Source organism: Pedobacter miscanthi, from assembly GCF_032678605.1.
Taxonomy (GTDB): Bacteria; Bacteroidota; Bacteroidia; order Sphingobacteriales; family Sphingobacteriaceae; genus Pedobacter; species Pedobacter miscanthi_A.
The window spans coordinates 239402-262765 of the sequence record NZ_JAVTSU010000012.1; the positions used below are offsets into that span (position 1 = coordinate 239402).

Below are 23364 nucleotides of genomic sequence, written 5' to 3' on the forward strand. Positions count from 1 at the left end.
CATATTATCGCTTTATCGCTGAAACAGGATAGTAAGAAAATAAGTTTCGAACCGAAGTAGATGAGATTGGCTGAGGAAGGAATAAGTGTTAATGAAGGTTGAATAAAAATCAAAAAGAGGCTGTATTGGTACCATGCCTCTTTTTGATTTTTTTTGTGGCTACCTAAGGATAAACAGAAGCAGCCTCTGTTCTTAAAAATCGCTTTTATGGCATCACTAAAAGCCTAAGCCCAGGGTAAAGCCACGTACAGCTGTAGTAATGGTAGCACCAGCAGTTGCAGCGCCTGTTGTTAAATTTACCGTATAAAGTTTCTGAACACCGCCAACAGTAAATATGCCATAAGCAATTCCACTTGTGCCGCCAATATCAAAACCGCTATTGGCCTCAACGTTTACGCCTAGCATACCTACATCAACCAAAGTGCCGTTATTTGGTGGATCTTGTTTATATAAACGATCACCATTAGCATCGATATCATATAATATAGTTGTGGTTGCGCCTGCGAAGTTGTTGGTATAGGCCGCACCTGAAATTGCCGCAGTAGTTAATGAAATGGTACCATCAACGGTTAAGGCACCATCGGTTGGATTTACCCTAAAGTTTTGTCCGTTGTTGCCTACAATCCTGATCCGATCTACCGTCGGGTTAAAATCAAAACCTACCTGCGTAGCGGTTAACAAAGTAGTTAACGGGCCTGTGCCAACCATAGCCGCAACACCCGAAGATGCATTAATGCTATAAATCCGGCTGGTACTGCCAAGGGCAAACAACTGGCCGTTTAACGGGCGCATATCAATACCTAAAATACTTTCACCTGTTTGAATACCTGTAATGGCTTTAACTACCAGCGTTGGCGTTGTAGCTGCGGGGTTGAAAATTAACAGTTCGTTATTGTTGGATATGGCATAAGCAACAGCTTCGGTAGGAATGGCGATCCCAGTAATCTGCTGATCCATGTTGTTGATTTTTGAGGCTTTGCCTGAAGTTAAATCAATCAGGTATAAACCCGATTTGCCACCAGTGGTTAAAGCCGCAAGCGCTGCGGTACCATCAGGATTGATATCAAAACCACCAATTTCTTCAACATCGAAACCAAGACTTCCAACCTCAACCAATTTTCCATCATTTGGCGGATCCTGTTTATGGAGTTTATCGTTAGCAATATCGATATCGAAAAGTACAGTAGTGCTTGCACCAGCTCTGTTTTGGGTGTAAGCCACCGATGAAACTTTGGCATTGCTTACCCCGTTAATCACACCATCAGTGGCAGCTACTGTTCCGGTTTCGGGATTTAAACGTAAGTTTTGCCCCGATGAGGTGACTACCCGGATACGATCAACCGTTGGGTTAAAATCAAAACCCACTGAAGTGCCACTTAAAGCAGGCGTAAATGGTGCTGCGGAAATAGCCCTTGCTGTACCGGTTTTCGGATCGATTACATACAAACGGCTGGTACTGCCTAAGCCATATAACTGCCCGGTTGCCGGACGAAAATCAATGCCTAATATAGTTTCTCCTGTTTGCAAGCCAGATATGGCAACCTGAGCGGTTACTGAATTAGGATTTTTGGCATTAATTAATAATAGTTTACTATCTGCGGTAAGGGCATAAAAGTTAACATCAGGCCCGGGCGTTAGCGTTTCTTGTTCAGGATCGTTGTTTCGGTCTTTCTTGCAGGAAGAAAATAGAATAGGGGTCATAATAGCCAATAAGGCCACTACGATTAAATGTTGAATTTTAATCATGTTTTTAATGTTTAATTAAGAAAAAATAGTTGTGGAAAAGCTTAGGAGCTTATTTTGGTGGGTATTCTAATGCCTGGAGACAGCACTTTAGGAGTCTGTAATCACCAGCAAATAATTTGGTTTTGGCGCAGGCCATACTCAGAAAATCAATGTTTGTTAAACCATTCGTGATCAGGTCTTCAAGTTTGATTTTTTCTTCCACCTGCTGATCTTTTTCATCAGCGTCGTTACCCTCTGGTTTATCTTTTACAATTTCCAGATTTGGCTTTAACATAGGGATGGCACAAACAGCAACCCTGCCTGCAAATGCAATAAGCAGGATGGATGCTATTAAAATTCTTTGATAAAGAAGTACCATTGCGTTAACCGGAATTTTAGTCTGATTTTGAAGTTATATACGCAGGTTATGGCAAGAGGGATTTTTGCCTTACAATAAATTGTAAATTTTAAGATAATGGAGATAAAATATAGTTTAGAGATGTAAGCCTTTATTCAGAAATTTTAATGTTATTTGCTTTTATGGAACCTCAGGATAAAAATGTCGGCCCAATTTTCTATTTGATTTACAGTAGTATAGAGAATGTTGTATTCGATGAGCAACAGCTTAAAAATCTACTTAACAAGAGTAGGGATTTTAACCAGGAAAATGATATTACCGGGATATTGTTATACGTAAAAGGTCAGCTGATTACCAAAAGTAAAGGCAGGTTTATGCAATTGCTCGAAGGTGATGAAAGAATTGTGCGCAAACTGTATAAAAAAATTATGACTGATCAGCGGCATGAGTCGGTTGTTTTACTGCAGATTGGCCAGTATGGTAAACGAATTTTTAATGATTGGAGCCTGGGTTTCGAAGATTCAGATGATGATAGTTTTCAATCGTTAAGTGGCCATTTTAATTTAAACGACATTATTGAATATTGTAATAAATCTTCCCCATCTGATGTTCCGCTGCAATTTTTACGAAGTTTTTATAATGAAGGTTAAGTTCATTATTAACTCAATTCCATCATCAATTTTTTTGATCATTAAATTAAGGTTTTTCAGAATATCCTTAGGCTATTGATCATTGAAAATAGATTGTTGGTAATTATTCCATCATCCATCTTCCATTTTTTTTAACCATTACGATTTTTCCTTTAGAGATTCAATTCCATTATCCATTTTAACTTTCATCTCCATGGAACAGCTGTAACAACGTTTTTGTAAAACAAAAACAACTTATCAATAGTTATTTTCGTATTGATGATATTGTATCCAACAATGGATATACATTGTTGTTGATAATTGTCTGGCTAAATTGTTAAATGATGTCACGTTCTTTTTGTTTTTCTGTCAAAACTTGTAAATTGCCTTAGTAAAAAGCACCAAATTGTCAGTTAATAGAATCGAACAAATCCTTACAATAAACCGACAAAATGATATTTAGAAGGGTAAATATTAAATAAATCCCCTTTTAAAACCTATAAAACAGTTATTACGTAGATAGATATATATTTATCGGGTCGATATTCATACCGTATTTTTTAGGTTGGGGGATATGTATGCTGCCTTTTATCCACCCGTATGGCGCAATTGTTGATAAAATAAACAAAATGGTACAGTCGCTTTTTATAATTTATTTTATAGTTTAGGGACGTAGCTGTTAAGAAAGGTATTATGGAAGCAAAATTTTCACCACAGGTTAAAGATGTAATCTCTTTTAGTAGGGAGGAAGCGCTCCGCTTAGGGCATGATTACATCGGAACCGAGCATTTATTATTGGGCCTCATCCGCGAAGGCGATGGTATGGCTATAAAAATTTTACGATCGTTAGGAGTTGATACCGGTAAATTGCGCCGCTCAATTGAAGATGCCGTTCGCGGTACTTCGAGTGTTACAGTAAACTTAGGCAATATTCCATTAACTAAACAGGCAGAAAAAGTTTTAAAAATTACTTACTTAGAAGCTAAAATATTTAAAAGCGATTTAATTGGCACCGAACATTTGTTGTTATCGGTTTTGAGAGATGATGATAACATCGCCTCGCAGATCTTATTACAGTATGGGGTTACTTATGATGTTTTTAAACAGGAGGTTGAAGTGAATAAAAATGGTTTCAGAGATGATATCTCAAATAGCGCTTCTACAGGAGGCGATGATGATTATCGCGAAGAAGAAAGCTTTAGTACACCTAAAAAGGTTTCGGATATAAAATCTAAAACACCGGTTTTGGATAACTTCGGTCGTGATTTAACCAAAGCTGCAGAAGAAGGCCGTTTAGACCCAATCGTAGGCCGCGAGAAAGAAATTGAGCGTGTATCGCAGATTTTATCCCGCAGGAAAAAGAACAACCCGATTTTGATCGGAGAGCCAGGTGTTGGTAAATCGGCAATTGCAGAAGGTTTAGCCCTTCGCATTGTACAACGTAAAGTATCGCGTGTACTTTTTGGCAAACGTGTAGTTACTTTAGATTTGGCTTCTTTAGTGGCCGGTACAAAATACCGTGGCCAGTTCGAAGAACGTATGAAAGCCGTGATGAACGAGCTTGAAAAATCTACAGATGTTATCTTATTTATTGATGAGATCCACACCATTGTTGGGGCAGGAGGCGCATCAGGTTCATTAGATGCATCAAACATGTTTAAACCTGCGTTAGCAAGGGGCGAAATTCAATGTATCGGTGCAACTACTTTAGATGAATACCGTCAATACATTGAAAAAGATGGCGCTTTAGACCGTCGTTTCCAAAAAGTAATGGTTGAGCCTGCTACACCAGATGAAACTGTTGAGATTTTAACCCGTATTAAAGATAAGTATGAAGAACACCACGGTGTAACTTATACCGACGAAGCTATTTTAGCCTGCGTTACTTTAACATCGCGTTATATTTCTGATCGTTTCTTGCCAGATAAAGCCATTGATGCTTTAGATGAGGCTGGATCTCGTGTTCACTTGACTAACATTCATGTTCCACAGAACATTATTGATATCGAAGCGAAAATCGAAGATATTAAGTTAGAGAAAAACAAGGTTGTACGTAGCCAGAAATATGAAGAAGCTGCAAAACTCCGCGATACAGAGAAAAATTTAATTGAAGAATTAGATAAAGCCAAAGCAGAGTGGGAAGCTGAAACCAAAACCAAACGTTACGAAGTATCAGAAGATAATGTAGCCGAAGTGGTTTCGATGATGACTGGTATTCCGGTGCAACGTGTTGGACAAACAGACAGTGCAAAACTGTTGAATATGTACGATAAGGTTGCCGAGAAAATTATTGGTCAGGATGATGCGATTAAAAAATTAACCAAAGCCATCCAACGTACAAGAGCCGGATTAAAAGATCCTAAAAAACCAATCGGTTCATTTATTTTCTTAGGTCCGACCGGAGTAGGTAAAACTGAATTGGCAAAAGAATTGGCCCGTTTCATGTTCGATAGCGACGATTCGTTGATCCAGATCGATATGAGCGAGTACATGGAGAAATTTGCGGTATCACGTTTAGTGGGCGCGCCTCCGGGATATGTAGGTTATGAAGAAGGTGGCCAGTTAACTGAAAAAGTTAGAAGAAAACCTTATGCGGTAATCTTATTGGATGAGATTGAAAAAGCTCACCCTGATGTATTCAATATCTTGTTACAAGTTTTAGATGAAGGGCAATTAACAGATAGTTTAGGCCGTAAAGTTGATTTTAGAAATACAATCATCATCATGACCTCTAACATTGGTGCCCGCCAGCTAAAAGATTTTGGTCAGGGTGTTGGTTTCTCTACAGCAGCGAAAACAAATCAGGCCGATTCTCACAGCCGTGGCGTAATCGAAAGTGCTTTAAAACGTGCTTTTGCTCCTGAGTTTTTAAACCGTGTTGATGATGTGGTGGTATTTAATAGCTTAGGTAAAGAAGAAATCTTCAGAATTATCGATATCGAGCTAAAAGCATTATTCGGTCGCGTTCATACCTTAGGATATGATATCGCATTAACTGAAAACGCTAAAGAATACATTGCAGATAAAGGTTTTGATAGTAATTTTGGTGCCCGCCCGTTAAAAAGAGCGATCCAGAAATATTTGGAAGATCCAATTGCTGAAGAAATCCTTAAAGGTGAATTAACTGACGGGGATGTTTTAGAAATTGATTATGATAAAACGACCGAACTGATTTCGATCAACCACAAAAAGGGCGAGAAGAAAAAAGAAGAGCCAAAACAAGAAGAAGATTCTTCAAGTAAATAAACAAAGAGAACTCCCGGTGAAAATCGGGAGTTTTTTTGTTTTAGGCTTATAATGGGGGCATAAAACTGATTAGCTGTTTTTGGAGTAAGAAAAAGATGGGTAGAAATTATTTCTTTTAACAAAAAACGTTGTACCTTTCCTTAAACTATTCCCTATTAATGAAATTTATTGCTTTCCCATTAACGTGCATTGCGTTATGCTGCGTGCTGTCGTGTAAAAAAGGAACGGATTCTGCTGCTGCAGAAATACCTGCTCCATTAAAAATCGAAATTTCTTCCACTACCAATATCAATAACGATGCGCTTTTAAAGCTGATTAACGATACGCGTTTAGCAGGATGTAAATGTGGCAACATTACTATGCCCCCGGTTGCAGCGGTTACCTGGAATGCAAATCTGGCTTCAGCAGCAATTTACCAGAGTAAATATGAAGCCTCAATAAACAAGCTTGTACATACTTCTGCTAATGGTGAAACTGTTGGTGCACGTGTTACCGCTACTGGTTATAACTGGACATCAGTTGGTGAGAATGTTGCTTTTGGACAAACTACCGAAGCTGAGGTTTTTAACGACTGGATAAAAAGTGAGGAGCATTGCAAAAATATTATGACGGCCTCTTTTAAAGAAACTGGCGCAGCCAAAACAGATAAGTATTGGGTGCAGGTTTTTGCTTCTAAATAAACAAATTAATTAAAAAGGGTCAGTCATTTCGACTGGAGCACCGCGTAATGGAGAAATCAAGGCGTCATTCGCGCGTACACGAGAATGACGAAGATGCTAAACTTTAAATCAACTCCTGTAAAGCTTTATAATACCTTTCATAATTTTGAGGATCGGTATTCAAAAATAGAAAAGGCTCTATCAGTTCCAGTTCCATCAGTAAAAATTCGCCATTTACCACAGTACCGTCAACCCTTGCATAAAGGCAATTTTTGGCAAATGAAGTAACGTATTGTTTCGCTACTGCAATCAGTTTTTCATCAGGTTGCTGCGGATGTACCGTTCCGCCATGTGCCGGTTGAACCCGAAAATCGCCATGTTTTGCCTGTTTAATCAGCGAATGACTGTAAGCACCATTAAAAAAAATAAAAGACCATTCTCCACTTTCAAGAATTTCGGGTAAAAATGGCTGGATAATAAAATCTTCGTCCTGAAGAAGCTGATTAAGTTTGTGATTTACTTCCTCAACATTTTCTATAGTTACCTTAAAAGTGTTTTTTGCTCCACCACTAATACATGGTTTTACAATAAGTTTATCGGTATTAAATTTGTTGAAGAAACTTTTAAGGTTTACCTTTTCCTGCTGATTGATAAAAACACTGGGAATAATCTTTAAACCGGAGTTTTCAATTTCCCGGAGGTATTGTTTGTTCGAATTCCACTTCACCACCTCGGTTGGGTTAAGCAACTTCACCCTTTTACTTTCTAAAAGATTAAGCCAATGATAAAAATCTTCTATCAGGTCAAAATAATCCCAGGGCGACTTTAAAATTGCAAGGGAATAATTTTCCCAGTTAATATTAGCATCGTTCCAGATTACTTCTTCAATATTCAGTCCATTTTCTTTCAGGAAATTTAGAAGTTTATCGTCTTCACTTTCAACGGTAGTGGTATCGTAGGCGCCTTTATCAAGGTAGGTGATCAATGCAATGTTCATGGCAATAAAACTAAGTTTTATCCAGGTGGATTACAAGTTAAGCGTGTAAAGAATCCACTATTTTGTTTGTTTAAAGGAGCATGTAATATAGATTTGTCATCCTGATTTTCCCGAAGAATCCTATCCGCTCAACATGAAAGTATCTGGGTGGAAATCGCCTTTATGGTGTAACTGCAGGTCAAAGATCCCGGTTGCAAATCGGCACCAACTCTTTAAAACAAACTCACCTGGTTGCTCGGGATTTTGAATAGCGTATGGTTTAAAATAATATCCTTAACATTTAAGCCATTTAGGCGGCAATGCAGCCTGAAATTATCCCTGATCATTTGTGAAATATTTCCGTCGCCACGCATCCGGTCGCCAAAACGACTGTCGTTTACATTTCCACCATGACAGCTTTGTATGGCATGCCAAACCTTATCAAAACGATCGGGGAAATTTTTTCTCAGCCAATCTTCAAATATCTGACCAATTGCCCCGTTTAGCCGCACTACCGTATAACCTGCTTTTATCGCACCGGCATTGGCCACCGCTTTTAAAATTTTCGGAATTTCATGATCACTTAAGCCCGGCACAAGGGGTGCAACCATAACGCCCATCGGGATTCCGGCTTTGCTCAGTTCTTCTACAACTTTTAAACGTTGTTTGGCGGTGGTGGTGCGTGGTTCCATTACCTGCCGTAAATCTTCATTTAAACTGTTGATAGAAAGATACACCATACACAGGTTTAACCTGGCCATTTCCTGTAAAATATCCCGATCGCGGAGGATCAATGAATTTTTGGTAATCATGCCAATGGGCTGTTTGTATGCAAGGGCGATTTCGAGTAATTGACGGGTAAGTTTAAATTTTCTTTCTGCAGGTTGGTAACAATCGGTATTGCCAGAAAGTGAAATGGTAGTGGCATCCCAGCCTTTCTTCTCTAAAAACTTTCTAAAGAGTTCCGGGGCATCCTTTTTTACAATTATTTTTCTTTCAAATTCTATCCCGGCACTATAACCCCAGTATTGATGTGAGTTGCGGGCATAACAATAAGTGCAACCATGCTCGCAGCCCTGATAGGGGTTAAGAGAGTAGGCCATGCCCACATCCGGACTATCTACTTTATTTACAATGGTTTTAGAATTTTCGAAAATAAAAGCAGTTTTACGATCGCTTTCTTCCCAATCATCTATCCCTTCGTGATGCTCCTTAACGTAAACATCCTTTAAAAATTTGTTGTGTGGATTAACCTGAGCGCCCCGCCCTTTAAAATACTGTTTTTCTTCTTCGCCAATCATAAATTAAAATTACTAATATTTTTAGTAATTTTAAGGTGCTAGAAAGGTTTACTTTTCAACAATTTTTGTTTTAGGTTTAACCGCCATCATCCATTTTCTATCTTAAATGTTTTTACTTCTTTGGCAGCGGAATATAATCCATTGGTACCATATCGGCCACTTTTTCATATGCCCAGTAACCTTCAAATAACAGCGAACGGGAATCGTAAATGCCACCATTTTCGTAAAAGCGTACACCTTCGCTGGTTAAATTAGCAACCGAAATTTCATTTTCTGGAACATCGAGTGGCCTGAAAATCCAAAAGCCCGTTTTCGAATACGCAAGTGATTCTTTTTCTTTGGTGTATTGGATCAGTAATGCATCGGTATAACTTAAATATTTTAAGTTCTGGTTATAATAATGCACCAAAGTATCGGTGAGTACATCTGCTCTCGAAAATTTGTCGATGGTTTTAGGCATTTCCTGTTGTTTTGTCCAAAAGGCAAGTAAGGCTGTATCTATTTTTCCTTTGGTTTGTCTGATGCCTGTTTTTTCGGGTACTGCCTTAATTTTTTCTAAATTGGTACTGATTACATATTGAGGATAGCGGTTGGGATTGGGGATTTTTATCATTTTATTAATGATAAAACCTTCTTCCTGTGCTTTATTGGCATAAAGTGCGCGGAAAAAATGTTGAGAAGAACCATAATAGGCCACTTCGCGGGCAGCGATATATTTTTTCTTTTTAGCTGCTGATGCTTTTAGTTCTTCGAAAAAAGGGTGACCGGAATAATAAATAATGTGTGTACGCGAGTTGTACTCAAAATGATCGAGCATATATTTAAGCCGGTAACCTAAAGCTTTGTTTTCTACCACTAAAAATTCGGTAGTAGAAACGGTTAGGGTGCTTTTAGTGATATCAAAATCTACATTTAACACCTGCGGATTTAAAATTTTACACTGCGTGGCATTGGGTGTTTTGCCAATAAAAAATTCTTTAAACTGGTTGATGTATTTTTGGCGGTTAGGGTCGGCCCTGATTACCACTTCATCGAGCTGGGCAACATTTTCTTTCAACACCAGTTCTACCTGTACCGATTTATCAGAAATGATTACGCTTTTAGAGTAGGGGAGATAACCAACCAGTTGAACAAGAATATCATAACTGCCCGGTTTAAGATTTGTTAGTTTAAATCGGCCATCATTATCGGCCACCGTAGCAATTTTATATCCGCTTAAATAAATACTGGCTCCGGGTAATCCATCTTTTTGATCCCGAACGAGGCCACTAATAGTGAAGGTATTTTGAGCGTAGACATTAGTACCCAAAATGATCAGCATAAGGGCTACTAAAAGGCTTTTAATCATAGAGACGAATGTAATTAAAAGGCTGAATATTTATTAAAAACGAAAAAGATTTTTAACAAATTTAACATTTTAAATTTGCCGTCATTCCGAGCTACAGGAGATGACGACTTTATATAAATAGATATAGTCTCAGTTTAGATCATTTTCGATTTGGAAACGAAAGGCCTGTTTTTAATGGCTAAAACAGCCCCGCCATCGCTTGTAGTCCTCTCCCGATGAAAAATCGGGGTGCGGGCTACCCACTCTGTCGGGTTTATTTAACAAAAGTTGGTACTAACTGCACTGTCTCAAAAACCTTAAAAAGTATTACTGACCTTAGCCAGCTAAACCCGGCCGCAGTGTAAAACCCACAGCCCGAAGCATGAGGGCGAGGATTTGTAACGAAGGGCGGGACTGTAGAAGCCAAAAAGCACTGTATTTGCTTTTCAAAAAAAGACAGTAAAAAATACTCCTACGCCATCACTTTAATCGGTTTGAATGCAATTTTTATTTTTTTCCTTCTACATTAACAGGTGGTAAATAATCCATTGGTACGCTATCTGCAATTTTTTCCCAGGCCCAGTAACCCGAATAAATCATCGATCGGGGATTATAAATGGATCCGTTTTCGTAAAAATAAACCGGAGCAACTTGTAAATCAATGGTCGAAATCTGGTAATCTGGCATATCCAGTGGTCTGGCTATTGATAAACCAATCCGGTTGGCATAAGCAGGATCTTCCCTTTCTTTGGTATAAATTACATAAAGCTTATCGGTAAAGTTTACACTTTTAATACTTTGGTTCTCCTGGTGCACCAAAGTATCCTGCACAATAGGTGCGCGACTTAAAATGGATATTGCACCTGGCAGATTTTTTTTGTTTACCCAATAATTTAAAGAATCGCCGGCATTTAAAGTTATGGTTCGTGTTAAGCCATCCTGTGTTTTGGCTAAGCGTTTAATATTTGCATTAATTGCACTGTCTGAAGGTTTATCGGGATTTGGTTTGGTGATGAGTTTGTTGATGATAAAACCTTCTTCTGTTGCACGGTGGTTAAAAAGCGACCGGAAAAAGTGCTGAGAAGAGCCTAAATAGGCCGTTACCCGTTTTTGATCCCATATTTTTTTTCTTCTGGCCGATCCTTTTAAATCTTCATAATAAGGAAAACCTTCGTAATAAATGATCCTGGTTTTGCTATCGTATTCAAAATTATTGAGCAGGTATTTAATCCGGTAGCCTAGTGCTTTGTTCTCCATAATGAGAAACTGAGTGGTTTTTACCGTGAGTTTAAATTGTTCCTTGTCGTAATCGATAATAAGTACGTTTGGATTAATAAGTTTACATTGCTCGGCATTGGGTGTAGTGCCGATAAAATAACTTTTAAACATGGCAATATAATGTTCCCTGTTTGGATCGGGTTTTATGGTTACTTCGGCTAACTGGGTTACACTTTCTTCGAGGATAAGATCGAGTTTTACGGGTTTATCCGAAATCACTACGTTTTTATTTAAAGCTTTATAACCGATCAACTGCACCAGAATATCATAGTTGCCTGCTTTTAATGGGAGTATATATTTACCATCATTACCGGTAACCGTAGCAATTTTATAACCGCTCACATAAACACCTGCACCAGGTAGCGCTTCTCCACGTTTATCTTTAACCATGCCGGAAAGGATATAACTTTGCTGTGCGAAGGAGAATTTAACAATTAATAAGAAGAATAAAAGTAATAAGGATTTCATTTTATAAATATAAACTAATTTATTAGTTTATTTAAAGTGCAAAAGAAAAATTACCTGGCAAAAATATGGAGTTGTTTTATCGTGGTGTTAGATATTACTATCTGATACTTATTTAAAATTGTCGACGCTGTAAGATGGTAACACCTTACAGCGCATAAAATATATGTACCCACAGATCAATTTTATTATACTCAAACAGTCTGTGGAGACACACACCATGGGATCAGATAAATCATTATAACAGTTTTATGCATATCCTGCCCTGCAAATGCAAAGTGTACCACTAACCATCATTTTTAAATAAATACACTAATCTTCAAGTTTAAAAAGAACTTCAACAATGGCGTCTGATACAATGGGTCTACTATTAGCAATTTGTGGGCGCCATTTTGGAGATAAGCTAATTACTCTAATTGCTTCAGCATCGCAACCATAGCCTATCCCATTTAATATTCTTGGATTAAATACATTTCCTGCTTTATTGATTGAAAACTTAACGACCACCTTGCCTTCAATATTCTTTTTTATTGCCTGATCAGGATAAATCAACTGTTTATAAATAAAATCATAAAAAGCTTTTTTTCCTGAAGGGTAGGAGGCTGGGTTGTTTAACGATGGATATTCACAAATTAAATAACTGCTCACCATGTATTTAACCTTTTTACGCGCTTTTAACCTTTTAGCGGTTACGGTTAAACTTGTGGTATCTAACGTTGTATTTTTAAAGGTATCAAGGGTAATGGTGATAAATCTACTGCCATCGTTAATAATTTTAAACTCCTCGTAGCCTGTATTTATGGTGAAAATGTCGTTAAGCTTAATTCCATTGATGGCAAAATAACCTAAACTATCTACTCTGGCGTTAATTACACTATTTTGTAAAATGGTATCTTGCGAAGTGGTTTTAATATAGAGATCCGGAATTACAGAACCATCTATATTGAGGATCCGGCCTTTTACATGAATGGTATCTAGATAGAATTTTTTAGGTTTTATTTCCTGGGCATTTGCTATAAATACATTACAAATCAAAACTGCAAAAAGAATTATTTTCTTCATGTCTACAAGATGCAGGAGAGGATGTGTTTCCACAATTAAGCCAACAATTCTTTTGCATTTTCAATTGCTGATGCGCCCGGGTTTTTACCGCTTAACATTTCTGCAATTACACCAATGCGTTCTTCCTGTTTAAGTTTGCGGATGCCGGTAGTGGTTTTGCCTCCATTTTCATTTTTATGTACAAAATAATGAGATCTGCCTTTAGCAGCTATCTGCGGCAGGTGTGTAATCGAAATTACCTGCATGTTTTCGCCTAAAACCGAAATGACTTCACCAACTTTTAAAGCGGTTTCGCCAGAAATTCCGGTATCAATCTCATCAAAAATGATGGTGGGCAGGGAAGTATGTTTAGCCAGTAATGCTTTTATTGCCAGCATTAAACGGGATAACTCTCCTCCCGAAGCTACTTTATTAACCGGAGCCGGTGCCTGACCAGCATTTGCTGTAAAAAGTAAATTAATTTCGTCTAACCCGTCTTTATTTAGCTCTGGCAAAGTTTTTTGATCCAAAAGCAGTTTGGCATTTAACATGCCCACTTTTTTAAGGGTGATGCCGGTTTGCTCTTCTACCACCTTAATTGCTTTTTTACGGTTGGTACTTAATTGACCGGCCTGTTTTTGCAATTCTTTTTTAAGCTGATCAATTTCCTGTTGTAGTTTTTCAATGTGTTCATCAGAAGATAATAACTTGTTCATATTCTCTTCTAACTGTTGTTGAAGGGCTAATAACTCGGTATTATTGCTTAGTCTGTGTTTTTGTTGCAGCGAATAAAACAGATCAAGCCTTTGGTTTACCCATTCTAAGCGATCGGCACTGTGCATGGTATTTTCTTCTATTGCAGAAACCTCATCCGTAATGTCTTTTATTTCTATAATCGACGACCTTAAACGCTCGTACAATACATTAATTGCGGGATCGAATTTTTCGATGCCCTGTAACTGTAACGATGCTTCTTTTAAAATTTGCAGGGCAGAGGGTTCACTTTCATTGATCAATCCCGAAGCGGTAAGTAAAGCCCTTTTAATGGTTTCAGCATGTGTTAAGCGCTCCAGTTCCTGTTCAAGTTCTTCCTGTTCGCCAGCCAGTAATTTTGCCTGTTCGAGTTCATTAAACAAAAACTGTTCGTAATCCTGTTTGTTCCTGGCTTCATCAGCCTCGTTAATCAATTTTTTTAATAGCGAGGTTTCTTGTTTAAGTTTTTTAAACCCGCTGCGGTAATCAAATAAGAGCGATTGATGGTTGGCCAGCGAATCTACAATCAACAGTTGAAAATCAGCATCGTTGATTTCCTGTGTAGCGTGTTGCGAGTGGATATCGATCAGTTTTTCGCCAATTTGCTTCAAAACAGATAGGTTAACAGGTGTATCGTTAATAAAGGACCGCGTTTTGCCATCTATGGAAATTTCCCTGCGTAAAAGGCTTTCATTCGAGAAATCGAGATCATTATCTTCAAAAAGTGCTTTCAGGTTTTCATCTGCCAATGCAAAACTACCTTCTATAACACATTTTTTATCCTGGTTAAAGAAATATTTGCTCTCTGCCCGCTGACCTAAAATTAGCGAGAGGGCACCTAAAATGATGGATTTACCAGCACCGGTTTCACCTGTGATAATATTTAAGCCTTTATCGAATTCGATGTCAAGACTATCAATTAATGCGTAATTACGTATAGAAAGTTTTTGTAGCATGCTAAGCAAAAATATTAAAATTTATGTCAACAAGGTGAATACAAAACAAAAACAGCGAAGAATAATTCCTTGTAAGGTGAAACAAATTTTATTAATTCTTTACTTCTGCCTGTTTTAAGAAATTAAGTACGGTTTCATTAAAGAGTGCCGGATTTTCATTGGGTACCATGTGCGTTTCTTTTTTGAAAATAATTAATTGTGACCCACTGATGTTGCTGGCAATAAGTTTGGTATGTTCGGCTTTAATTACGTCCTTTTCTCCTGCCAGTACCAGGGTTTTAGAAGTGACTGTATGTAAGTCATCAACATTTATATTAGGTTCTGTTGATAACATAAAAAGCAACCTGGTCATTTGCTTGGATTCGGCATCATTTTTTTGCTGAAGCATTTTTAAATCTTTTTTTAACTGATTAAGGATGCTTTTTTCAACTGCATTTTCTGTTGGATTCAAATTTGCACCCATCACAATCAATTTTCCAACATATTCCGGATATTTAATTGCCATAATCAATGCGGTATTTCCTCCATCGCTCCACCCCAAAATATTAATTTTTTTAAGGTTTAAGGAATCTAAAAGAACCTTCATATCAGACGCAAAAATGTCGTAACTCAATTTTGCGATACTATTGTCGATACTTTTCCCATGTGCACGGGTATCAACTGCAATAACACGGTAATGTTTCGCCAATATGGGTATCTGTTTAGTAAAATCAACTATCGACTGGCCATTCCCATGTAATAATAGTAACGGTTCGCCATTGCCGTAAGTTTCATAATAAATTTTTATACCATTAACATTGTAATATTTTCCGCCCGGCTTATTACTGCCATAATTGGTTTTCCAACCGATTGTGGCTTTTGTTGTTTTAATCAATAATGCTTTGCCTTTAATTGAATCTGTTCTGTTTTGTAAGCTGATTGTGCTACCTTCAGGTATTTTTTGGCTTGTTAAAAATCCTTTTAACGGATTATCTCCATTGTTTTCAAAGTCTCCATTTTTAATCGGAATGTTGACCCAATTGTTATCTTCGTTTTTAACTTCAAATTTTAAATTATCGGCAAAAAAATTCCCATTACCCTCAAAAGTTGCATATAGCCACATCTCTTTGGCTTTTAAATTTATTTTACGGATAATATTTATCTGATGCCATAGCGTATCTTTAACGAAATCTTTTTTTGAGTGTGCCTCGAGAAATTCGTCTTTGTTAATAACCTGCCGTGTTTGGATAAGAATATTTTTGAGAGAATCTGTTTCAGTTGATTTTAGATCAAGTGAGTATCTAAATTCTTTACCAGCAAATTTTTCGATGTTTAATATCGTACCGAAATAGAATGAATTAGAAATAACCTTAGTTTGAGCAAAAGCAGATAAAGTAAAAATGGTTAGAATAACGAAGAGATTAAGCCTAATAGCGCGCATTATAGTGTAATATTTAGATGCCTGCTAAGGTACAATTTTAACTTTAGCAAGTAATTGTTAAACAAAAACAGCGAAGAATAATCTTCGCTGCTCCATAATCTGTTTGGTTGTATGTTGTTTTATTTTATAGAAATGCTAATGGTATTGTTATTTGCAACGGTAACTGGATTGTCGGTTTTTACAAAACTTTTTATTGCCAACTGATCTGCATTTTTGAAATCGGCTTTTTTGTAAGTTACTACGGCATTCTGAATGTTCAAAGTTTTAACTGGGGCTGAAAAATCTTTATTGTTGTACAGCATAACGGCAGGGCTAATTTGTGAGCTTTTGTTACCACCCTCAACTTTTTCTTTTTGCTCTTTCTTTTCTATTTTCTCTTTCAGTTCTTTTACTTCGGTATCGAATTTTTCTTTCAGCTTTTTGTATTCTTCCGTCTGTTTTACTTTATTGTTGCTATTGTTGTTTTCGTTATAATAAAACACCGTGCCATCCGGACCTGAAAGCAAGTTCCTGTTTCCTTTAAATATCGAATCAGCTTGTAGTTTTGAAAGCCCCGATAAATGCGCCATATCTCCTGATTTCAAAGCCTGCATTCTGATGTGATCAATTTGTGCCCTAAACTCAGGGGTATTGATTTTGGCAGCCATGTCTTCGCCCATTTTTTTCCATTTTGCCTGAGCCTCTGGAGAGCCAAATTCTTTGGTCATTTCCTCACTCATTTTTTTCCATTTCGCCTGGGCTTCAGGAGAGTTCATTTTCTTGTTCATTTCTTCACCTAACTTTTTCCATTTTGCCTGTGCTTCTGGTGAATTGTATTGTTTGGCCATATCTTCACCAAATTTCTTCCACTTGGCTTGTGCTTGTGGCGAGTTATATTCTTTAAAAATTTTATTGCGCACCAGCGAATCGTTAAACCTGAATTTAAATGAACTGTCGGTATGGATGCGAAATACATTCTGACCACCAAAAAGTTCGTCCCTGTAAAAATCTTTTCTCAGACTATCGGGCATTTCTTTTACCGAGTTATATTCGGTTTTCTTTCCGTTCGCATCAATGGTTACAATTTTGATTTTACGTTTTTTGGTGGTATCGGTACAGATGAAGTGTTTTACACCATTATCTGCAACCTGCAAACTCAATATTTCCTGTTTGTGTTGTTTTTTACTTTCTTTTTTCTTTTCAGTTGGATTGATCCAGGCAATAGAAAACAAACAGGCTATGCCCAGGGTAAGGGCCGCCATCTGTTGCTTGGCATTTAAATAATTTGTTTTCATGTTGGTTATTCTTTTTATACGTTGATATAGATTTTGAGTCTTCCCTGTAGCTGCCAGCGCATAAGCCGGACTGTTTTTATCTTTTAGAAGTTCGAGTTTAAGTAGGGCATGGGCATAATTAAGCGGTTTTCCGGTAATTTTCAAAACCAGGTCATCACAGGCATGCTCGCGCTCAATGTGTATAAACCTACCCGCCATCCAAACAAATGGATTGTAGAATAGTAAAGTTTCGATTGCGGTTTTAATCAGGTTTAATAAAAAGTCGTTTCTTCTGATGTGCGATAGTTCGTGGATCAAAATGGCTTCTACCTGGTCGTTATCCAGTTGGTTAACCAAAGCCAGTGGAAACAGTACTACAGGTTTTAAATAACCGATAACCAAAGGCACATTAACAATAGAAGACAAGTGAAACCTGATCGCTTTCTTAATTTTAAGATGAGCAGTTACTTGCTCGAAAATTACTTTCCAGCTATCTGGTATGGCACTTAAACTTTCTTTTTTCAATTTTGAAAGCTGTCCGTAGCCTTTAACGATAACGAATAACTGTAATAAGATGCCGATAATATAAAACCCTACAACAATAGGAAAATACTGCTCTGCCTTACTGCTAAAACTTGGTGGCAGGTTATTAAAGTACTGGTAAACCTGTATGTTTTGAGGATTAACGGCTGTGACCTGGCTGCCCAGACTCTGCATCAACTGATTGATAAAATTATAAGCAAAACCAATAAACATTAAAATGATGGCACCAAAAGCCAGGTTGTGCTTGTGTTTTGCTGCCAGTTTTGGCAGGCTTAGCATAATGATAAACAGAACGCCATAAATGATGGCACTTTGCCAAAGGGAGTTTAAAATGCTCCATCCAAATGCTTTGATAAACTGTTGTAATAAAGTTTCCATAACGGTGGTTTTAATTTTTTTTAGCCGGGATAAACCGAAAATGATAATGTTTAATTAGGGATCTAAACCCTACACCTTTCAACCTTACACTTAGCCTTATTTAAGGCTATCTAAATATTTTTTTATTTCGTCAATCTCATCTGCGCTTGCGCTGTGGTTGCCCAAAGCCTGCATCACCAATCTTGCCGCCGATCCGTTAAATACGTTATCGATCATTTTGGTTACCAGTTGTTTTTCCGTTTTATCCTGGCTCACCAATGCTTTATAGATATGCGTTTTTTGGTTTGTATCTCTTTCTACCATTCCTTTTTCGTGCAAAATCTGCATCAGTTTTAGGGTAGTGGTATAACCGGCATCTTTTTTATTCAATGCTTCATGTACTTCTCTTACTGTAGCGTTGCCCTTTTGCCAAAGCACCTGGAGGATTTCCATTTCGCCTTCTGTAGGTTTGATGTTCTGATTACTCATATGTTACAGGTTCTACGAATTATTTCGTAATCAAATGTACGAAGATATTCGTAATAACAAAATATTTTAATAAATTTTTAATTTTATTGGTTAATTGTTGAAACTGGCTGAGCAGTTAACTTTAATATAAGACGCAGGAGAGGGTAAAATGTTGCATCTGTAGCGGGTTAATTGTTTAAAGTGGTTAACTGTTATTTATGATGTTGATAGGGGAAAGTGTTGCATCTAAGAAAAAGGTTAACGGTGTAAACTGGTTAATCGGTTAACCGTGATACAGGGTGCGGGAGAGGAAGTGCTGCAAGTTTATTAGGCTTTAGAAAGGAAAACCCTGCTATGAAAAACTGACTTGGATTGTTAAACCTGATTGAGGTGGATACCGGCTTGTGAGTAAGGCCTGCAGGTGTATGAACAAAAGCAGGGACCAGCTTTAATTGAAAAACAGTTGCTACTTTTCTAAAAAATGTATGTATGCAAAATGAGCTAGTTTATCGTATGGCGTATAGCGGGTCAGTTAACCGATTTAAAGAATTAACCGCTTAACCAAAAATAAATAAACTAGTTCTTCTTTAGTCCTTCGTATTTGCCAATATTCGCCGGATCAATTTCTGCCAGCATATTATAAGCTTTCATGCGTTCTTGTGCGTTGAGTTTAGAAAGTACGTTGGTTATTTCTTCTGCTTTTGACGCGAAGTATACATTCGGAAAAATAGAGCCCAGTTTTTGTTTGTCCATCTGTTGTAGTGCAGGCAGGGCCGCAACGATTTGTGTTAAACCTTTATCGTTATCCGTTAACTGATCCAACCCACTGAAGTGATAGCTGTAGATGAATGCACGGAGTTCGCTAAATATCGGGTTCAATACATTTTCGTTAAACCAAAAACGGTTGCGTAAACCATCTGCAGCTTTCCAGCCTGTATTTCCGGAAGCCTGTGCTAAATTGATAATGTTCTGTGCCTTTTTATAAAAAGGTGTTCCGCCCATTTTGCTAAAACTGTCTTTATCCATTCCGATGATGGTGTAAGCATAGTAGGAGAGAAGGGCACTGATGTTGGAAATATAGTTCTGATCAGAAAAATCGATTGTAGAGCCATCAAGATAACTAAAATCGAAATTTTTATCGCTCATGTTTAACAAGGTACTGTTATACGAGCTGTTAAAAACTGGCCGGCTGCTTTGAATCTGCGCTTCGGCGGTATAACCAGAACCGCCATCCCAGGAGTTGATGGTAATGACGAAACTGCACTCAATACGTTCCTGGGGTTTGTAACTTTCGTTACTGAATTTATTGTTATTTAAAAAATCGCGGATGGTTTTTTGAAGTGCATCAATAGTTGGTTTACTGATATTCGAAACCTGAGGAGCCAGCAAAGTTACCCTTGCATTTAACTCCTGTGCCTGTAGTTTCCCAAAACCAGCCAATAACAATATCCAAAAAATCTTTTTTATCATTTCGCAATTTTTAAAATGGCAGCACAAATATCCTTAGCCACATCGGTTTTCGATTTCATTTCGAATACTGTTCGTTCTAAAGCTTTGTTAAAAATAGTAATTTTATTGGTATCTGATTTAAAACCCGCACCCTTATCATTTAAAGAATTTAAAACCACCAGGTCGAGGTTTTTCTTTTCCAGTTTACCTTTAGCATAATTCTCTTCATCATTGGTTTCTAAAGCAAAACCCACTAAAATCTGATCTGCTTTTTTTACCCTTCCTAATGAGGCAAGAATATCTGTGGTTTTCTCTAGTTCCAGAATCAAATCACTATCCTGTTTTTTGATTTTTTGCGTGGCAACCTGTTTCGGGCGATAGTCTGCCACAGCCGCACACATTACCGTAATATCAATAGCTGGAAATACCGAAGTACAGGCTTCGAACATTTCCTGTGCACTCACCACATCAATTCTTTTTAAAGTTTGAGCAGCTTTTTGTGTTGTGGGCCCTGCAATTAGTGTAACATCTGCCCCAAGTTTGGCCATTTCATCTGCTATGGCAAAACCCATTTTTCCTGATGAATGGTTGCCAATAAAACGGACTGGATCGATGGCCTCGTAAGTAGGACCGGCAGTAACCATTACTTTTTTACCGTATAAGGGTGATGCCTTTTTAATGGCACTATCCAGAAAAGAAACAATTTCTTCAGGTTCCGCCATTCGGCCTTCGCCCCAAAGTCCGCTGGCCAGTTCGCCATTGGCCGGAGCAATAACCGTGTTACCAAAGCTAATAATCCGTTCAATATTACTTTGGGTAGTTTCGTGTTTCCACATGTCCAGATCCATTGCCGGAGCAACGAAAACAGGGCATTTGGCCGAAAGATAAACCGCTGTTAATAAATTATCGCAAATTCCCGTTGCCAGTTTTGCCAAAGTATTGGCACTTATCGGGGCAATGATAATGAGATCGGCCCATAGGCCCAGTTCAACATGATTGCTCCATACGCCTGTTTCTTCTTCGAAGTATTGGGTGTAAACCGGGTTTTTAGAAAGCGTAGCAAGGGTAAGTGGTGTAATGAAATTTGCACCATCAGGGGTAAGAATAACCTTTACGTTTGCACCAGCTTTAACGAGCAGTCGAACCAAAAAAGCCGACTTATATGCCGCGATGCTACCGCAAACGCCAAGGATTATATTTTTATTTTTGAGCATAGTATTTAGGGCATAGGGCATAGAGCATAGTGTTAAACGCTTTGCCCTAAACGCTATGCGCTATGCCAGTTACTTTTGTTCTTTAGCAGGATTTCTGTGATAAATTTTCTCGTTTAAAAATTCATCAATAGCAACCAAAACAGGCTTAGGCATACGCTCGTAGTGCTTGCTGATTTCAATCTGCTCACGGTTTTCGAAAATTTCTTCCAAATTATCGTTGCTAGAAGCAAATTCTGCCAATTTACCGTGTAACTCCTCTTTAACGTTGTTCGAAATCTGATTTGCCCTTTTAGCAATCACCACTAATGATTCGTATAAGTTATCAGTAGTTTTATCTAAATCGTGTACGTTTCTGGTTACTGTAGTATTTGGTACAGCAGGTTTGTTAGTATTCATGTATTACTTGTTTTTAATATTCGTATTATCAGCATTAGTTGGTTTGGCAGAAACGGTATCTTTTAATTTACCGGTCCTAATCAACATTTGCTTGTATTTTTCCTGATCGGCAGCATATAATGCCAGTTCTTGTTTTGTAGTTACAATACCCGCTTCAACATCATCCTTAAGTCCTTTGGCATCTTTAGTAAATTTACTGTCAGGGTGGTTTTCAGTAAACTCCGTATATAAAGCAAGTGCCTCATTATAACGGTCTTCCTGGCGGATAACATAACTGTTTTTTGCGTATAAATATTGTGCCCTGATCATCAGGAAGTCCATTTCCTCAGCATATTTAATATCCGGGAAATCTCTTTGCGCATTCTTTAAGGCAATAACAGCAGCCCTGTAATTATCCACATTACTTGGACCAGTAGTTAAGTACATTTTGGCATTTTCGAAAGCTTTATCCTCTAACTTGCCCCTTAACGTAGCAATGTATTTCCCTGCTGCTGCAGCACGATCGCTGGTAGGGTATAAGTTGATAAATAATTGCAATGCATCAATAGCCTTATAAGTATTTTCCTGATCTAAAGAAAAAGCTGGTGATTCTAAATAGAAGCAATAAGCACCCATGTACCTGGCTTCTTCCGCATTTTTACTCGCAGGGTAAGTATCTGCGAAGCTTTTAAACTGGTATCTTGCCGTGGTATAATCACTTAATCTATATAGTGTATAAGCATAATAATAATTCAGATCTTCAGCTTCTGCACGACCACGGTATTTTTGAGAAAGATCCTCAAAAAGCACCAATGCTTTACTGTAATCACGTTTATTATACAAACGAAGCGCCTCCTGGTATTTTTTTGCAACGTCATTACTCGCTCTCAATTTCTCGAAACGACTTTTACAACCCGCAATACCCAACGCGGCAACAAAAACTAAAATAATTAAGTGTTTAACTTTAAACATTCTGCAAAGATAATTAATAATACGATAACATCAATAAAAACAATTCGCCGCTAAGCTATGCAAAGCAATTCAGTACAATATAACAGTTAACAAATTTTAACATATATATAAGGTAGGTTGATTATATACTAAATAGTGTTGTTTATCTTTTTTGGCAAAGCAGAGCTCTGTGTTACTATATAAGTGTGTTCCTGCTATGTTTGCTTTTCTTTTTTCAGTAAAGCAGTGTTCCGTGCTACTATATAGGTATGCTCCTGCTATTCGCTTCAAAGCCTCGGTTCGTTCCTACCTTCGGGTTTTCCGCTGCTATCAGGTTTATGTGGCGGCCTGCAGCAGTCCAAACCTATCAGGTTTTTGACACCTGATAGGTTTTTGAAACCGCCTAAACACCCGATTTGCCAAAAGGTTTTGCCGAGGGTTAAACTTTTTCCTGCTGTAAACCATTCACTTACGGAAAACCTTTAGATAATTCATACAATCCTTTTGCATGTACGGTAAAAAATCCTACTTTTGCATCCCGCTTCGGAGGAAGGGATTTGTTGAAAAGATGGCTTGGTGATTAAGAGGGCGATATTATTTTAAAATAAATATTGCGGAAT

The 23364-nt window shown here is 37.7% G+C and carries 18 protein-coding genes; 3 read left to right on the forward strand and 15 right to left on the reverse strand.

Translation table 11 applies throughout. From position 1 onward, the window contains the following. Positions 1-216: 216 nt before the first annotated feature. Both R2R28_RS18895 and R2R28_RS18900 read right to left on the reverse strand, forming a co-directional pair. Positions 217-1746, reverse strand: a complete 1530-nt coding sequence (locus tag R2R28_RS18895; protein ID WP_316827242.1) for a DUF4394 domain-containing protein — start codon at positions 1744-1746, stop codon at positions 217-219. A gap of 49 nt (positions 1747-1795) precedes the next feature. Continuing rightward, positions 1796-2104 carry a hypothetical protein gene (locus tag R2R28_RS18900; RefSeq protein ID WP_316827243.1) on the reverse strand — a complete coding sequence of 103 codons (309 nt, stop codon included), beginning with the start codon at positions 2102-2104 and terminating at the stop codon, positions 1796-1798. Between the two features lie 161 nt (positions 2105-2265). Between R2R28_RS18900 and R2R28_RS18905 the strand changes: the two genes are divergently transcribed. The 3 genes from R2R28_RS18905 (at position 2266) to R2R28_RS18915 (ending at position 6638) form a co-directional block, all read left to right on the forward strand. Further along, on the forward strand, positions 2266-2733 hold the full coding sequence (locus R2R28_RS18905) for a BLUF domain-containing protein (RefSeq protein ID WP_316827244.1): 468 nt from the start codon (positions 2266-2268) through the stop codon (positions 2731-2733). Between the two features lie 672 nt (positions 2734-3405). After that, the gene (locus R2R28_RS18910) at positions 3406-5958 is read left to right on the forward strand and encodes an ATP-dependent Clp protease ATP-binding subunit (RefSeq protein ID WP_316827245.1); all 2553 of its coding nucleotides are present in this window, start codon (positions 3406-3408) and stop codon (positions 5956-5958) included. 158 nt (positions 5959-6116) lie between these two features. Further along, positions 6117-6638, forward strand: a complete 522-nt coding sequence (locus R2R28_RS18915; protein WP_316827246.1) for a CAP domain-containing protein — start codon at positions 6117-6119, stop codon at positions 6636-6638. 103 nt (positions 6639-6741) lie between these two features. On the opposite strand, the gene R2R28_RS18920 is transcribed toward R2R28_RS18915, so the two are convergent. From R2R28_RS18920 to R2R28_RS18980, 13 genes are all read right to left on the reverse strand, one after another. Continuing rightward, a complete protein-coding gene (locus R2R28_RS18920; RefSeq protein WP_316827247.1) occupies positions 6742-7614 on the reverse strand; it encodes a hypothetical protein in 873 nt (290 codons plus the stop codon). Positions 7615-7826: 212 nt separating this feature from the next. Beyond that, the gene (locus R2R28_RS18925; RefSeq protein WP_316827248.1) at positions 7827-8894 is read right to left on the reverse strand and encodes a PA0069 family radical SAM protein; all 1068 of its coding nucleotides are present in this window, start codon (positions 8892-8894) and stop codon (positions 7827-7829) included. Between the two features lie 112 nt (positions 8895-9006). Continuing rightward, entirely contained in the window at positions 9007-10242 is a 1236-nt protein-coding gene (locus tag R2R28_RS18930; protein WP_316827249.1) for a carboxypeptidase-like regulatory domain-containing protein, read from the reverse strand. 486 nt (positions 10243-10728) lie between these two features. Beyond that, positions 10729-11967 (reverse strand): carboxypeptidase-like regulatory domain-containing protein, encoded by a 1239-nt coding sequence (locus tag R2R28_RS18935; RefSeq protein WP_316827251.1) that lies wholly within the window; start codon positions 11965-11967, stop codon positions 10729-10731. Between the two features lie 309 nt (positions 11968-12276). Beyond that, entirely contained in the window at positions 12277-13026 is a 750-nt protein-coding gene (locus R2R28_RS18940) for an energy transducer TonB (RefSeq protein WP_316827252.1), read from the reverse strand. Between the two features lie 35 nt (positions 13027-13061). Then, entirely contained in the window at positions 13062-14714 is a 1653-nt protein-coding gene (gene recN / locus R2R28_RS18945) for a DNA repair protein RecN (protein ID WP_316827253.1), read from the reverse strand. A 91-nt stretch (positions 14715-14805) separates the two neighbouring features. Beyond that, a complete protein-coding gene (locus R2R28_RS18950; RefSeq protein WP_316827254.1) occupies positions 14806-16134 on the reverse strand; it encodes an alpha/beta hydrolase in 1329 nt (442 codons plus the stop codon). A gap of 119 nt (positions 16135-16253) precedes the next feature. Beyond that, positions 16254-18308: a M56 family metallopeptidase gene (locus R2R28_RS18955; protein ID WP_316827255.1), complete on the reverse strand. Its 2055-nt coding sequence runs from the start codon at positions 18306-18308 to the stop codon at positions 16254-16256. Positions 18309-18404: 96 nt separating this feature from the next. Then, complete coding sequence (locus R2R28_RS18960) at positions 18405-18776, reverse strand: BlaI/MecI/CopY family transcriptional regulator (protein ID WP_316827256.1); 372 nt, start codon at positions 18774-18776, stop codon at positions 18405-18407. A 555-nt stretch (positions 18777-19331) separates the two neighbouring features. Next, positions 19332-20225 carry a DUF4835 family protein gene (locus R2R28_RS18965; RefSeq protein ID WP_316827257.1) on the reverse strand — a complete coding sequence of 298 codons (894 nt, stop codon included), beginning with the start codon at positions 20223-20225 and terminating at the stop codon, positions 19332-19334. Further along, on the reverse strand, positions 20222-21418 hold the full coding sequence (gene coaBC, locus R2R28_RS18970) for a bifunctional phosphopantothenoylcysteine decarboxylase/phosphopantothenate--cysteine ligase CoaBC (RefSeq protein WP_316827258.1): 1197 nt from the start codon (positions 21416-21418) through the stop codon (positions 20222-20224). Before coaBC ends, R2R28_RS18965 begins: the two co-directional genes overlap by 4 nt. A gap of 69 nt (positions 21419-21487) precedes the next feature. After that, complete coding sequence (locus R2R28_RS18975; protein ID WP_025145617.1) at positions 21488-21814, reverse strand: DNA-directed RNA polymerase subunit omega; 327 nt, start codon at positions 21812-21814, stop codon at positions 21488-21490. 3 nt (positions 21815-21817) lie between these two features. Then, a complete protein-coding gene (locus R2R28_RS18980; protein WP_316827259.1) occupies positions 21818-22765 on the reverse strand; it encodes an outer membrane protein assembly factor BamD in 948 nt (315 codons plus the stop codon). Positions 22766-23364 lie beyond the last annotated feature (599 nt).